Origin of the sequence: Bradyrhizobium sp. (assembly GCF_035652035.1) — a bacterium.
Classification (GTDB): domain Bacteria; phylum Pseudomonadota; class Alphaproteobacteria; order Rhizobiales; family Xanthobacteraceae; genus Bradyrhizobium.
In genome coordinates, this window is record NZ_DASREO010000072.1 from 12,777 (window position 1) to 27,213 (window position 14,437).

At 62.9% G+C, this 14,437-nt stretch carries 14 protein-coding genes; 8 read left to right on the forward strand and 6 right to left on the reverse strand.

Going from position 1 to position 14,437, the window contains the following annotated elements:
• Window positions 1-64 precede the first annotated feature (64 nt).
• Window positions 65-433: a VOC family protein gene (locus VFB05_RS18015; RefSeq protein WP_325014483.1), complete on the forward strand. Its 369-nt coding sequence runs from the start codon at window positions 65-67 to the stop codon at window positions 431-433.
• A gap of 163 nt (window positions 434-596) precedes the next feature.
• Here VFB05_RS18015 and VFB05_RS18020 read toward each other — a convergent pair whose 3' ends face one another.
• Entirely contained in the window at window positions 597-1,430 is an 834-nt protein-coding gene (locus tag VFB05_RS18020; RefSeq protein ID WP_325014485.1) for a sulfite exporter TauE/SafE family protein, read from the reverse strand.
• Between the two features lie 128 nt (window positions 1,431-1,558).
• Between VFB05_RS18020 and VFB05_RS18025 the strand changes: the two genes are divergently transcribed.
• The 6 genes from VFB05_RS18025 to VFB05_RS18050 all read left to right on the forward strand — a co-directional run bounded on the left by VFB05_RS18025 (window position 1,559) and on the right by VFB05_RS18050 (window position 8,698).
• Complete coding sequence (locus VFB05_RS18025; protein ID WP_325014487.1) at window positions 1,559-2,521, forward strand: LysR family transcriptional regulator; 963 nt, start codon at window positions 1,559-1,561, stop codon at window positions 2,519-2,521.
• Between the two features lie 209 nt (window positions 2,522-2,730).
• On the forward strand, window positions 2,731-3,126 hold the full coding sequence (gene sdhC, locus VFB05_RS18030; RefSeq protein WP_325014489.1) for a succinate dehydrogenase, cytochrome b556 subunit: 396 nt from the start codon (window positions 2,731-2,733) through the stop codon (window positions 3,124-3,126).
• Window positions 3,123-3,524 carry a succinate dehydrogenase, hydrophobic membrane anchor protein gene (sdhD, locus tag VFB05_RS18035; RefSeq protein ID WP_325014491.1) on the forward strand — a complete coding sequence of 134 codons (402 nt, stop codon included), beginning with the start codon at window positions 3,123-3,125 and terminating at the stop codon, window positions 3,522-3,524. Before sdhC ends, sdhD begins: the two co-directional genes overlap by 4 nt.
• A gap of 2 nt (window positions 3,525-3,526) precedes the next feature.
• Window positions 3,527-5,368 (forward strand): succinate dehydrogenase flavoprotein subunit, encoded by a 1,842-nt coding sequence (gene sdhA, locus VFB05_RS18040; RefSeq protein WP_325014493.1) that lies wholly within the window; start codon window positions 3,527-3,529, stop codon window positions 5,366-5,368.
• 106 nt (window positions 5,369-5,474) lie between these two features.
• Window positions 5,475-6,257, forward strand: a complete 783-nt coding sequence (locus VFB05_RS18045; protein WP_325014496.1) for a succinate dehydrogenase iron-sulfur subunit — start codon at window positions 5,475-5,477, stop codon at window positions 6,255-6,257.
• Window positions 6,258-6,949: 692 nt separating this feature from the next.
• Window positions 6,950-8,698 (forward strand): OmpA family protein, encoded by a 1,749-nt coding sequence (locus tag VFB05_RS18050; protein WP_325014498.1) that lies wholly within the window; start codon window positions 6,950-6,952, stop codon window positions 8,696-8,698.
• A gap of 71 nt (window positions 8,699-8,769) precedes the next feature.
• On the opposite strand, the gene VFB05_RS18055 is transcribed toward VFB05_RS18050, so the two are convergent.
• On the reverse strand, window positions 8,770-9,204 hold the full coding sequence (locus tag VFB05_RS18055; protein ID WP_325014500.1) for a nuclear transport factor 2 family protein: 435 nt from the start codon (window positions 9,202-9,204) through the stop codon (window positions 8,770-8,772).
• Between the two features lie 251 nt (window positions 9,205-9,455).
• Between VFB05_RS18055 and VFB05_RS18060 the strand changes: the two genes are divergently transcribed.
• Window positions 9,456-10,043 carry a helix-turn-helix domain-containing protein gene (locus tag VFB05_RS18060; protein WP_325014503.1) on the forward strand — a complete coding sequence of 196 codons (588 nt, stop codon included), beginning with the start codon at window positions 9,456-9,458 and terminating at the stop codon, window positions 10,041-10,043.
• Between the two features lie 54 nt (window positions 10,044-10,097).
• Here VFB05_RS18060 and argG read toward each other — a convergent pair whose 3' ends face one another.
• From argG to rlmN, 4 genes are all read right to left on the reverse strand, one after another.
• A complete protein-coding gene (argG, locus tag VFB05_RS18065; protein WP_325014505.1) occupies window positions 10,098-11,435 on the reverse strand; it encodes an argininosuccinate synthase in 1,338 nt (445 codons plus the stop codon).
• Between the two features lie 93 nt (window positions 11,436-11,528).
• A complete protein-coding gene (locus tag VFB05_RS18070) occupies window positions 11,529-12,305 on the reverse strand; it encodes a phosphatase PAP2 family protein (protein WP_325014981.1) in 777 nt (258 codons plus the stop codon).
• A 197-nt stretch (window positions 12,306-12,502) separates the two neighbouring features.
• On the reverse strand, window positions 12,503-13,000 hold the full coding sequence (locus tag VFB05_RS18075) for a hypothetical protein (RefSeq protein ID WP_325014507.1): 498 nt from the start codon (window positions 12,998-13,000) through the stop codon (window positions 12,503-12,505).
• A gap of 124 nt (window positions 13,001-13,124) precedes the next feature.
• The gene (gene rlmN, locus VFB05_RS18080; RefSeq protein WP_325014510.1) at window positions 13,125-14,342 is read right to left on the reverse strand and encodes a 23S rRNA (adenine(2503)-C(2))-methyltransferase RlmN; all 1,218 of its coding nucleotides are present in this window, start codon (window positions 14,340-14,342) and stop codon (window positions 13,125-13,127) included.
• Between the last annotated feature and the right edge of the window lie 95 nt (window positions 14,343-14,437).

Here is a 14,437-nt window from a genome sequence, read left to right on the forward strand (position 1 = left end):
ATGGCCTTGTATGGCTTGATCGAGGGCGCCGCTCGTCCCTCGAACCAGCCGAAAGGAAAATCCCATGACCGATTTCAATCTTGTCGTGCTCTACGTCAAAGATTCCGCCGCGAGCTCGTCCTTTTACAAGGACCTGCTGGACCGACCCATTGCGCAGTCTTCGCCCAAATTCGCGATGCTGCCGCTTGGCAAGGACGCCATGCTCGGGCTCTGGCAGCGCGACGCCGTCGAACCACGGATCGGCAACGAAACCGGCGGCACTGAGGTCGTCTTCACCGCCGCCAATGCGGACGCGGTGCGCGCAACCCATGACGCGTGGAAAGCACGCGGATTGAAAATTGCGCAAGAACCCACAGCGATGAATTTTGGGCACACCTTCGTCGCGCTCGATCCGGATGGCCATCGTTTACGCGTTCTCGCTCCGGCTGCGTAAAACTAGTGTGGCGACTCTGACGCTCCTTTCAGTTTCGCGGCGACCTCTTCAAAGGAGCGTCAGGGTCAAAGCCACACTAGAATTGATATCTGGTAGCGTCCCTTTGGTTCTGACATTCGTAAAAGTGCCGCGGCGATATGATACGAATGTCAGAACCGGGACACTACCCGCCATTCCACAGACTGATCGCAAAACGCGTGCCTACGATGAGGAGATACGCCCCATAGGCACGCTCGAGCGTTTTCTTCGATAGCGCATGCGCGACTTTCACGCCGAGCGGCGCCGTCAGCAAACTCGTTGGCATCACCAGCACCGCGCCGATCAACGAGACATAGCCGAGCGTCAGCGGCGACTGCAGCGCCGCTACGTCGGGATAATGCGCGGCCACCGGCCAGCCGGCATAGATGTAGCCGAGCGCGCCGGGAATGGAGACGAGCACGGCAATGGCGGATGAGGTGGCAACGCCCTGATGGATGGGCCGGCCGTAGAAGGTCATCAGCAGGTTGGCGAATAATCCGCCGCCAACCCCCATTAGCGTCGACAGCAGCCCGACGAAGAAACCGAACACGCGCATCAACGGCCCCTTCGGCAGGTCTTCGCCGATTTTCCAGTTCTCGTTGGCCGACAACAGCCGCACGGCGGCGAAATAGGCCACCATCACGAAGACGATCTTGAACAGCCGCTCCGGCGCGTAGCGCGCGATCACGCTGCCGCTGGCCACACCGACCAGTATCGCAATCCACCAGGCCCGCAGGATGTCAGGATCGACCGCGCCGCGCGCGCGATGGGCGCGGTAGGAACTGATGGAGGTCGGAATGATGACCGCGAGCGAGGTGCCGACGCAGAGCGGCATCCGCACCTCGATCGGAACGCCGGCTAGACGGAAGCATTCGTAAAACACCGGCACCAGAATGGCGCCGCCGCCGATCCCGAACACGCCGGCGAGAAATCCGGACAGCATCCCGACCGCCACCAGCAGCACTGCCAGTTCGATCATTTCCGAGGTGGCAGGGAGAGACACAACGATGGCCCGCAAATCAAGGAAGGCATCGTAGACTGTTGCGGCTTCCGGGAGTATTGGTAATATTGGATATATCTCTTGCTAAAACCGGAAGGATAGATTGGGTGGACCAGCTTGCAGCGCTCGCGACATTCGTGCGGGTCGTCGATGAAGGCAGCCTGTCCGGTGCCGCGCGATCGCTGCCGAGTTCGCTGACCTCGGTGAGCCGCCAGCTCTCCGCGCTGGAGCGGCATTTCGGGACGCAGTTCGTGCGGCGCACGACGCGCCGTCTGGCGCTCACCGACGAGGGGCGGATGCTCTACGATCGCGCCAAGGCCATCCTTGCCGAGATCAAGCAGGTCGAGACGGCGTTGTCGGCGAGCCGCGAGGTGCCGGCGGGACGTTTGCGCATCAGCGCGCCCACGCTGATCGGCCGCATGCTGGTCGCGCCGATATTGGCCGAGTTCCTGAAGCGCTATCCTTCGCTGTCGGTCGACTTGCAAATCGTTGACCGCACGGTGGACATGCTGGAGGAGGATATTCACGTCGCGCTTCGCATCGGTCACCTTCCGGATTCCGGGCTGGTCGCACGCAGGCTCGCCGATATCAGGATGATCGTCTGCGCGGCGCCATCCTATCTTGAGCGGCGCGGCACACCGGCCACGCCCGCTGAATTGACCGGACACGATTGTCTCGCCTTCTCCGACACGCCGGGCTCAGGCGAATGGCGCTTTGGCAAGGAAACAGGCGCCCGGTCGCGGGTCGCGATCTCGCCGAGGCTCTGGATCAATAGTCTCGATGCGCTCTTCCGCGCGGCTGAGCAGGGCGCTGGCGTCGTCCGGCTGCCGTCATGGCTGGTCAAGCGCGAACTCGCAGCCGGACGCCTGGTGCGGATCCTGAAAGACCATGAGCCCGCGCCCTCGCCGCTCCATCTGTTGTTTCAATCGGCGAGACTGGCCTCGCCCAAGACGCGCGTGTTCGCCGATTATCTCATCGAGCGATGGCGGCGGGCCGACCCGTTCGGATCGCAGCCAGCAGGTTCTTCACCTGACACCGCTGTTTCCTCCCAACGAACGCTACGTTCTTGAATCGTGCTTCAGGTATACCAGTCGCCAGCGCGTCGAGACGCAAAAATCCCCTCATAATGCAAGGACTATATGAAAGTATGAACCGGCATTCCGAAACGGCAGTCTTGGCCATTGCACTGACTGTTTCGACTTCGTAAATAGCAGTTTGTCGAACGCGATCCCAAAGAAGGGCTCCTCGCGAAGCCCGCCAAACCCTCAAAAGCGCACCGATGACCGACAGGATCGAAAGACCGCTTTCACCCTTCCTGACCTATCGCTGGACCCTGACGATGGCGCTCTCCATCGTCCACCGCGGCACCGGTGTCGCGCTTTATTTCGGTACGTTGCTGCTCGCCTGGTGGCTGATCGCCGCCGCCTCCGGCCCGTCCGCTTACGCTCATGTGCACACCTTCGTCAGCAGCATTTTCGGCCGACTGATCGTGTTCGGCTACACCTGGGCGCTGCTGCATCATTTGTTCAGCGGCATCCGGCATTTCGTCTGGGACCTCGGCTACGGCTTCCAGCCCAACGAACGCGAGGCCCTGACCTGGGGCGCGCTGGTGGCCGGCATTTCGGCGACGGTGCTGCTCTGGATCGTGGCCTATATGATCGGAGGAGGCCGATGAGCGCGGATGAAACCGTCAAATCGATGCGCACGCCGCTCGGCCGCGTCCGCAATCTCGGCTCCTCGCACTCCGGGACCACCGACTTCTGGCGCCAGCGCATCACAGCGGTCGCCATGGTGCTGCTGATTCTGCCCGTCATCGTGGTCGTGATGATGATGCTCGGCAGCAACCAGGCCGGCGCGAGGGAGACACTGGGTACGCCGCTGGTTGCGATCATCCTGCTGTTGTTCATCGTCGCCAGCACCTGGCACATGAAGATCGGCATGCAGGTGGTGATCGAGGACTATCTTCACCAAGAGCAACTGAAGCTGGCGGCGATCATGGCCAACAACTTCTTCTGCTTTGCGGTCGCGCTGGCGTCGATCTACGCGATCCTCAAACTGGCATCCGGAGTGTAACGATGGCCGCAGGCGGCAACGGCTCGGCGAACGGCAAGAGTGGCCCGGCCACCAACGGTAAGGCCTATCCGATCGAAGACCATACCTACGATGTCGTGGTGGTCGGGGCCGGCGGTGCGGGCCTTCGCGCGGTGGTCGGCTGTAGCGAAGCTGGACTTCGCACCGCCTGCATCACCAAGGTGTTTCCGACCCGCTCCCACACGGTCGCTGCGCAAGGCGGCATCTCGGCCTCGCTCGGCAACATGCATCCCGACGACTGGCGCTGGCACATGTACGACACCGTCAAAGGGTCGGACTGGCTCGGCGACCAGGATTCGATCGAATACATGGTGCGCCAGGCGCCGGAAGCCGTCTACGAACTCGAGCACTGGGGCGTGCCGTTCTCGCGCACCGAGGACGGCAAGATCTATCAGCGGCCATTCGGCGGCATGACAGTCGACTACGGCAAGGGCCAGGCGCAACGCACCTGCGCCGCCGCCGACCGCACCGGCCACGCCATGCTGCACACGATGTACGGCCAGGCGCTGCGACATTCGGCCGAGTTCTACATCGAGTTCTTCGCCATCGACCTGATCATGGACGACCAGGGCGCTTGCCGCGGCGTGATCGCGCTCAAGCTCGACGACGGCACGCTGCATCGTTTCCGTGCCCAGACCACGATTCTCGCCACCGGTGGCTACGGCCGCATTTACTATTCCTGCACCGGTGCCCACACGCAGACCGGCGACGGTAGCGGAATGGTGCTGCGGGCCGGGCTACCGCTGCAGGACATGGAGTTCGTCCAGTTCCACCCGACCGGCATTTACGGCGCGGGCTGCCTCGTCACCGAGGGCGCGCGCGGCGAAGGCGGCTATCTCGTCAACTCGGAAGGCGAACGCTTCATGGAGCGCTATGCGCCCTCCGCCAAGGACCTTGCCTCGCGCGATGTCGTTTCGCGCGCGATGACCATCGAAATCCGTGAAGGTCGGGGCGTCGGCAAGAAGAAGGATCACATTTACCTGCACCTCGATCATCTCGATCCGAAGGTGCTGCATGAGCGCCTGCCCGGCATTTCCGAATCGGCGAGAATCTTCGCCAATGTCGACGTCACGCGCGAGCCGATCCCGATCGTGCCGACCGCGCACTACAACATGGGCGGCATTCCCACTAACTTCCACGGCGAAGCGCTGACCAAGAAGAACGGCGATGACAATTCTGTCGTGCCCGGCCTCATGGCGATCGGCGAGGCCGCGTGCGTGTCGGTGCATGGCGCCAACCGCCTTGGCTCGAACTCGCTGATCGACCTGGTCGTGTTCGGCCGCGCCGCCGCTTTGCGCTGTGCGGAAAAGCTCACGCCGAACGGAAAGCAGCCGGATCTGCCTGCCGATTCCGCCGACAAGGCGCTCGGACGGCTCGATCATTATCGCAATGCCTCCGGAGGCACGCCGACGGCAAAACTGCGCGAGGGCATGCAGCATGTGATGCAGAACAACTGCGCCGTGTTCCGCACCGGCGAGGTGCTGCATGAGGGATCGAACCTGATCCACAAGGTGCATGGCGGAATCGGCGACGTTTCGGTTGCAGACCGTTCGCTGGTCTGGAACTCCGATCTGATCGAGACGCTGGAGTTCGACAATCTGATCGTGCAGGCGGTGGTAACGATGGATTCGGCGGCGAACCGCACCGAGAGCCGCGGCGCCCATGCGCGCGAGGATTTTTCCACCCGCGACGACCAGAACTGGATGAAGCACACGCTGGCCTGGATGGACGATAAGGGCAACACCGAGATCGACTACCGTCCGGTGCACAACTACACCATGACCAATGACGTTCAATACATCCCGCCGAAGGCGCGGGTGTACTAACACTCTTCTGTCATGCGCGGGCCTGACCCGCGCATCCATCTTTTGAAGAGCGATGGATTGCCGGGTCGAGCCCGGCAATGACGAGCGAAGGATCGAGGCGACTAAGATGGCTGAATTCACGCTTCCCAAGAACTCGAAAATCACAGGCGGCAAGGTGTGGCCGAAGCCGGCCGGCGCCACCGAGATGCGCGAGTTCAAGATCTATCGCTGGAATCCGGACGACGGCAAGAATCCCAGCATCGACACCTACTACGTCGACACCCATGATTGCGGGCCGATGGTGCTCGACGGACTGATCTGGATCAAGAACCACATCGATCCGACGCTGACCTTCCGCCGCTCCTGCCGTGAGGGTGTTTGCGGCTCCTGCGCGATGAATATCGACGGCCAGAACACGCTCGCCTGCACGCGGTCGATGCATGAGTTGAAGGACGGTGCGGTGCAGGTCAATCCGCTGCCGCATCAGCCCGTGGTCAAGGACCTCGTGCCCGACCTCACCAATTTCTACGCGCAATATGCCTCGATCGAGCCATGGCTGAAGACGACGACGCCGACCCCGCAACGCGAATGGCGGCAGAGCCACGAGGATCGCGAAAAGCTCGACGGGCTCTACGAATGCATTCTCTGCGCCTGCTGCTCGACCTCCTGCCCGAGCTATTGGTGGAACAGCGACCGCTATCTCGGCCCGGCGGCTCTTCTGCAGGCCAATCGCTGGGTGAAGGACAGCCGCGATGAGGCCACCGGTGAGCGGCTCGACAATCTCGAGGATCCGTTCCGCCTCTATCGCTGCCACACCATCATGAACTGTGCCAAGGCCTGCCCTAAGGGCCTCAACCCGGCGGAAGCGATCGCCGAGCTCAAGCTGAAGATGGTCGAGCGGCAGGTCTAGCTTTCCGTCCCATCGTTTCCGCAACCGCATCGCTAGTGGAGTGGATTTGACATTCGTTCCTCATCTAGCCGCGAGTTCGTCAAGCGAATGTCAAATCCCAAACTCCACTAGAAACCTAAATTTGCTAGTGGTCCTTGGATTCTAACATTCGCAGAAGTGCCTGCTGAGAAGGGATGCGAATGTTAGAATCGGACCACTAGGAACGCCGCCCTGCCGCGGCCGTTAGCGCTGCGACCATGCGTAACCGAGTGGCGATCAGATGCCGATCGATCTGACCCAGGATCCTGCGATCCCGCCGGGGCCGCCGGCAGAGCCGCCGCCGGAAAGCCCGCCTGGACATCCGAATCCCGAAATTCCCCGGCCGATCCACGAACCAGGTGAGCCGTCACGGCCGAACGAATTGCCCGGGGACTTGCCGGATGACGTGCCGCTGCCCGGCCCTCCGGGTCCCCCTCCACCGCCGGCACCTGCTGCCATCTGATCCGATTTCCGATTCGGAATGGCCTGTGAATGGGCCATGAAAAACGCGCGTCCAAATGGCGCAGTTCCCGCAAATAAATCGGCTTTTCGGTTGGAGCCCCGCCACAATCCGGCCTAACGCGTGTTTGTTGATCGCCCGCGCTCGTTGACTCGCGCTCCTACCAAGATATTCCCGCTCCACCTTTTCTGAACTCCCCCAGGATCCAAAGCACATGACAAAACGACAACTCACCCTGCTTGCCACGACCGCGTTGACGGCCATGCAACTGGCGTCCGCTCCATCGCACGCACAATCGGCGCCGATCGTCGTGGCACAGGCCAGGGAAGAACTCGGTCCTGACGGGAAGCCGAAGCAGCCGCCAAAGGAGGCGCCGAAGGGAGCCCCGCCCGCGCGGCCGGGTGCGGCACCGCAGCCGCCGCAACACCAGGCACCACCTCCGCCACCCCAGCCGCAGCATCCTGCCGCGCCGCCGCCTCCCCCACCGCAGCATCCGGCGGCACCACCGCCCCCGCCGCCTCAGCATCCGGCAGCACCGCCGCCGCCGCCGCCAGCGGCTGCGCCCCATACGCCGCCACCGGCCGCAACTCCGGCGCCGGCAGCGCCGAAGCCTCCGGCCGGACCGACCGCGCAACCGCAGGAGCGGGAGCGTGAAATGGAGCGCGAGCGGCAGAAGATGGCGCCGCCAGCTCCCCAACAACCGGCTCCGCCACCGGCAGCCGCGCCCCACGCTCCGCCGCCCGCGGCAGCTCCGCAGGCTCCGCACACCGGTCAACCTGCAACACCTCCGCCTGCAGCAACTCCGCCGGCAGCCGCGCCTCAGCAAGCGCCGCGCGCGGGCCAGCCGCCCGCACCACAAGCAGCTCCGCAAGCCGCGCCGACGACCCAGGCTCCGCGGCCGGCTCCGGGTGCCGCCCCGGGAGGCCAGACGGCATTGCCGCCGGCCGCCGCGACCATGGCACGCAAGCCGCCTCCTGCTGTCGCTGCGCCAATTCCCGTGGTGCGGCCGGCGCAGGCGCTTACGCCGATCGCGCCAGGCGCTGCGGCACCCGGCCCGCGGCGGATGGAGGACTTCCGCGCCCAACGCCAGGAAAGCGACCAGGGCGGCCGCAAGGTCTTCACCGAGCCGGGCCGCGTGATCGTGGTCGACCCGAGCGGTCAGTCCTTCATTCGTCATGACGAGGACGAGCGCTTCCGCTTCGGCGCCCGCGATATCCGGACCGAGCGGGTTGGTGGCGAAGACCGCACCATCGTGTTCCGTCCCGATGGCACGCAGATCATCACCATCGCCGGCGCCGATGGGCACTTGCTGCGCCGGATTCGCAGGGATCGCGACGGCCGCGAGGTGATCATCATCGACAACGGCTTCCGCGATCCATCAGCCGTCGGCAGCTTCTATGTCGAACTGCCGCCGCCGGTGATCCGGATTCCGTACGACCGCTATATCGTCGAGGCGGATGTCGCTGCGCCCGACGTGATCTACGACACGCTGGAAGCCCCGCCCGTGGATCGAATTGACCGACGCTTTACGCTCGATGAAATCCGCTACAGCCCGTCGGTGCGGCTGATGATGCCGAGCATCGATCTCAACACCATCAACTTCGAAACCGGGTCGTGGGATATTCCGCCCGATCAGGCCGCGAAGCTGCAGGTGATTGCCGACGGCCTCAACCGGGCGGTCGGGCGCAACCCGCGCGAGGTGTTCCTGATCGAAGGTCACACCGACGCCGTCGGCAACCCCGTCGACAACCTGTCGCTCTCGGATCGCCGCGCCGAAGCCGCCGCCGAGTTGCTGAGCCGGCAATTCGGGGTGCCAGCGGAAAACCTGACCACCCAGGGCTATGGCTCGCAGTATCCGAAGGAACAGACCGACGGACCGAGCCGCATCAACCGGCGCGTCACGGTCCGCCGCATCACGCCGCTGCTCGATGGCGGCGCGGGCGCACCTCCGCCGCCGCGTTGATGCAAGCTGCCTGAAAATGCAAATGGCCGGGAGCAATCCCGGCCATTTTTGTTTTGCGACGTGAGAGACCCTCAGCGCATCATCTGCTGCGGATCGAAGAAGAAGCGCTCCTCAATCAGCACCTCATCGCGCCAGGTTTGCCAGGCGACCTCTTCCATGCGGCGAACCTTGCCGTCCCTGCCGGTGAATTCGAAACGCCAGCAGATGGCCGAGTGATCGCCGTCGAGCATCAACGGCCCGAGCCGCGTCGTCTTGACGCCGTCGAACGACGCAAGCACCGCGCGTTCACGCGCCGCCAGCGCCTCGCGGCCGACCCGCCATGCGCCGTCATTCTCCTGGGTGCGCGCCTCGGGCGCGTAAAAGTTCATGATGGCGCCGACATGGTCGTTGGATTCGACCACATCGGCGAAAGCCTGAAGGGTTTTGAGTGTAGGCATGTTGAAGCTCTCCATATTCTTACTCTGCGCGCGAGCGCCCCGCTTCCGGTGCGGGAAGTCGGCCTGCATCCATAATTACCGACCATGAGTCGGTATTTATCGACTGATGGTCGGTAAGTCAATTGGCGCGACGGTGGAACTGCGCTACACAGGCAGTGTGGCGATTCAGAAGTCCGCATCGTTTGTGCCGCGGCGTCGTTATGCGGACTTCTGAACCAAAGCCACACTAGATCAATAGGTTTTGCTAGTGTCCTTTCGATTCCGAAGTTCGAAACGTGGCTCCGCAAAATGATACGAACTTCGGAATCGGGACACTAGCCATGGCAACCCAGGCTGAGCGGCGCGAGAAAACCCGGACCTCCATCGTCAAGGCGGCAAGGCGCATTTTTGGCGAGCGCGGCTTTGCCGCCACCACCATGGACGACATCGCCGCCGGCGCGCGGGTCGCAAAGGGCGCGGTCTACCATCATTTTTCGACCAAAGAGGCGTTGTTCCAGGCGGTGTTCGAACAAGCCTCCGTCGATCTCGTTTCAGATGTCGCGCGCATCGCACGCGCCGAAAATGACCCGCTGGCCGCCATGGCAGCGGGGACGGAAGGCTATTTCGCCGCCTGCTCCAAGGGACCGACCGGCCAGATCATCCTGCGCGATGGCCCGGCAGTTCTCGGCTGGGAACGCTGGCGGGAAATTGACGCAAAACATTTCGGCGGGAAATTTCTCCATGCGCTGGCCGCGGCGATGGAGGCCGGCATCATTGCGCGCCAACCGGTCGAGCCGTTGGCGCGGCTCCTGCTCGGTGCCGTGACGGAAGCTGCGGTTGCCGTTTCTGCAGGCCCCGATATCGGCAGGACCGGCAAGGATTATGCACGGGCGTTCCGCGCGCTGCTGGATGCGCTGCGGGTCAAGTAAGCCCGAACCAGGTCCCGTAGACGCGAGGACGCAATCCTCACGCTGACGGCGCGGCTAATCCTTATCGCTCTCGATCCGCGGGATCGGCGAGCCCTCGCCGATCGAGATCAAACCCGTCGTCGAATAGATGCCGAGCTTGGCGCGGGTATCGGCGATGTCGAGGTTGCGCATGGTCAATTGGCCGATGCGGTCCGCCGGCGTGAACGCCGCGTCCTCGACCTTTTCCATGCTCAGCCGCTCCGGCTGATAGGTGAGGTTCGGGCTCTCGGTGTTGAGGATCGAGTAGTCGTTGCCGCGGCGCAGTTCGAGCGTGACTTCTCCGGTGATGGCGCGCGCCATCCAGCGCTGCGCGGGCTCGCGCAGCATCAGGGCCTGCGAGTCGAACCACCGCCCCTGATAGAGCAGCCGCCCGAGCCGCATGCCGCTGATCCGGTATTGCTCGATGGTGTCTTCGTTGTGAATGCCGGTGAGCAAGCGTTCGTAGGCGATATGCAGCAGCGCCATGCCGGGCGCTTCGTAAATGCCGCGGCTCTTGGCCTCGATGATCCGGTTTTCGATCTGGTCGCTCATGCCAAGGCCATGCCGGCCGCCGATGGCATTGGCTTCAAGAAACAGCGCGACCGGATCGGCGAAGGTCTGACCGTTCAACGCCGTCGGCTGACCTTCTTCAAAACGCACGACGACCTTCTCTGCCTTCACGGCGCAGTCATCGCGCCAGAACGGCACGCCCATAATGGGGTTGACGATCTTGATGCCACTATCGAGGCTTTCGAGATCCTTGGCCTCGTGGGTGGCGCCGAGCAGATTGCTGTCGGTCGAGTAAGCCTTCTCCGCGCTCATCTTGTAGGCGAAACCGCTCGTCGTCATAAACGCCGACATCTCCGCGCGGCCGCCGAGTTCGTCGATGAACTGCTGGTCGAGCCAGGGCTTGTAGATTTTCAGGCCGGGATTCGTCAGCAAGCCGTAGCGATAGAAGCGCTCGATGTCGTTGCCCTTGAAGGTCGAGCCGTCGCCCCAGATGTTGACGCCGTCGTCTTTCATGGCCGACACCAGCATGGTGCCGGTGACTGCGCGCCCCAGGGGCGTCGTGTTGAAATACGTGATGCCGCCGGTTGAGATGTGGAACGCGCCCGATTGAATGGCAGCAATGCCCTCGTGGACCAATTGGGTGCGGCAATCGACGAGATGCGCTTTCTCGGCGCCGAACTCCAGCGCCTTTTTCGGAATAGCGTCGTAGTCGGACTCGTCGGGCTGGCCGAGATTGGCCGTGTAGGCGAAGACGCGGGCGCCTTTCTGCTTCATCCACAGCAGTGCCGCGCTGGTGTCGAGACCGCCGGAGAAAGCGATGCCGACTTTCTCGCCCTTGGGCAGGCCTTTTAGAATCGTAGTCATTGAGCGTCCAATCGATCGAAATGAGCGAGATGTCTGGGTGCCGCGAATATCAAATTTCGCGACCGTCAGCACCCATTATCAGCGGCTTACGACCTATGCCGACGGCTTTTCGCTGACATCGCGGCCGCGCCAGCGCTGCAGGGCACGATAACCGGGCCAGCCAAACTTCGTTAACGCCGCGTCGATGCCTTCGTCGGTGAGCCGGGTCGATATCCAGCGGTAGATGTAGCCGTGAGCTAGCCAGATCACAAAAAACGTCACCAGTCCCGCGATGGCAACGTCGGTGAAAAAATGCCCGCCAAACGCCATCCTGAGGAGGCTTGTCGCGGCCCCGAACACGGTCGCGGCGGCGTAGGCCACCGGCCGCCACGCTGGTGGCGCGAGCGCCGCGGGTGCATAGGTCCAGAACGCGGTGGCGCCTTCGCCGGAGAAGAATGAGCAGTTCTTTGCGCAGCCGCCGCGCGGATCCCACCACGGCACAAAGGTCTGATTGCCACCAAACTCGCTCACCGTGACCGGACGCGGCCGGCCCCAATAGCTCTTGAAGGTGAAGTTGGTCAGCACGCCGGCAGAAAGGGTGAGGGTGAGCAGAAGAAAGAAGACCGCCCGCCCCGGCATCAACAGCGGCCGGTCCGGCCGCACCAGTTTCACAACCAGTGCAATGATGGCCGGCAGCGCCAACGCCCAGGAAATCCACATCGCAGCGTCGCGGGCGATCACCGCTGTTGTGTTGGACTTCACGGGAAACGCGTGGGTCGGCGCGTCATAGAACAGCGCGGCAATCTTCAGATCGAGCTCGGGATAGATCCCGAACGCCAATCCCACCGCAAGCGCCAGCACCAGCGCGACAATCAATCCGGTCCGGTTCATGCCGCGGGGTTTAGCCGAGACGGTACGGAATGGAAAGACGCCTCTAGTGCCGCCCATTTTGACGTTCCTGCACCACAAGCGGCGAATTCGATCCGGGAACGTCAAATGGAAAGCGGCACTAGAATCATAAACTTACTAGTGCCCATGACTTTCCGAAGTGAGTGCTGAGGTGGTGCACCAACTTCGGAAAGTGGGCACTAGGCCGATGGCGGCAAAGGCGATTGCGAAGGCATCGGCGGCGGCGGCCGAAGCGCTGGCCGCGGCACGCGCCAGGCGCCGGCCGTGCGGCCCGCAATCATCCAGTAGATGAAGCCTGCGACGATGCCGGCGCCGGTCATGATTTCGAGATGGCGGCGCACGATGCCCTCGAAACGAAGCTGCTCGATGTCAAAGGGAACGAGGCCGAGATAGCAGGCCAGCCCGACCAGTCCGCCTCCAACCGCGTAAACGAGCGCGCTGCGAATATAGAAGGCCTCGGTGATCGCCACCACGACCATGGCTGGCACCAATGCAAACCCGCTGACGAAGATGAAGCCGAAACCGAGAACGACGTTCAGCACGCCCGGATCGACCGGCCCGGCGCCGAGATCGGAGAATTCGGGAAACATGATCGCGCCGACCACGATCATTCCCGCCACAAAACATGCGGCGAGAAAGGCGAAGAGAATGACGAAGAGACGACCGATCAGTGCCATGCATGTCTCATATTGCCGTCATTGCGAGGAGCAAGGCGACGAAGCAATCCAGAAGTCATTATCCCTCACGCTGGATTGCTTCGCTTCCGCTCGCAATGACGAAGTGAGCGAAGTGCGGTGTACTTCAATCCGTCATCGCCATCGCGCGCAGCGCCTGCCGTTCGCGCGCCGACAGTTTTTCGGTCTCCGACTTCAACTGACCGCAAGCGGCAAGGATGTCGCGTCCGCGCGGGGTACGCACCGGTGACGAATAGCCGGCGTTGAAGATGTATTCGGAGAATTTTTCGATCTGTTGCCAGTCCGAACATTCGTAAGCCGTGCCCGGCCACGGGTTGAACGGGATGAGATTAATCTTGGCCGGTATCCCCTTGAGCAGTTTCACCAGCAATTTGGCATCATCAAGGGAATCGTTGACGCCCTTGAGCATCACATATTCGAAGGTGATGCGCCGCGCGTTCGACGCGCCGGGATAATCGCGGCAGGCTTGCAGCAGTTCCGCGATCGGATATTTGCGATTGAGCGGCACGAGCTCATTGCGCAATTCGTCGCGCACCGCGTGCAGCGAGATCGCGAGCATGACGCCGATTTCGTCGCCGGTGCGCTTGATGTTGGGTACCACGCCCGAGGTCGACAGCGTGATGCGGCGCCGCGAGATGCCGATGCCTTCGTTGTCCGCCACGATCAGAAGCGCGTCGCGCACCGCATCGAAGTTGTAGAGCGGCTCGCCCATGCCCATCATGACGACGTTGGTCACGAGGCGGTTGCCGTTCGGCGTCTCGCGATCGATCCAGTCGTTCAGACGATCCCGCGCCACCATGATCTGGCCGACGATCTCGCCTGCGGTGAGGTTGCGGACCAGGCGCTGCGTGCCGGTATGGCAGAAGGCGCAATTGAGCGTGCAGCCGACCTGCGAGGAGACGCACAGCGTGCCGCGGTCGGTCTCCGGGATATAGACGCACTCAACCTCATGCGCCCTCTCGACGCTGTCGCCGCTCGGCAGGCGCAGCAGCCATTTGCGGGTGCCGTCGTTGGAAACCTGTTCCGCCACGACTTCCGGCCGCGCCACCGTGAAATGCTGCTCGAGCTCCTTGCGCATCTCCTTCGAGATGGAGGTCATGGCGTCGAAACTTTGCGCGCCGCGGACATACATCCAGTGCCAGAGTTGCTGAGTGCGCATCTTGCGCTGCCCCGGCGCGACGCCGATTTGCCCAAGCTTTTCGGCAAGCTCCTCCCGCGAAAGCCCGATCAGCGACGGGGTTGCCGGTGGCACATAGGATTCCAGCGGCACCTTTTCCAAGGGTGGCTGCGCCGCGGCAATGGTCTCAGTCGAACTGGCGGTCATGTCTGATCTTGCGAGGTATTTGACCTCATCCTGAGGAGCGGCGCTTGCGCCACGTCTCGAAGGATGACAGCCGGGCCTCATGGTTCGAGACGGCG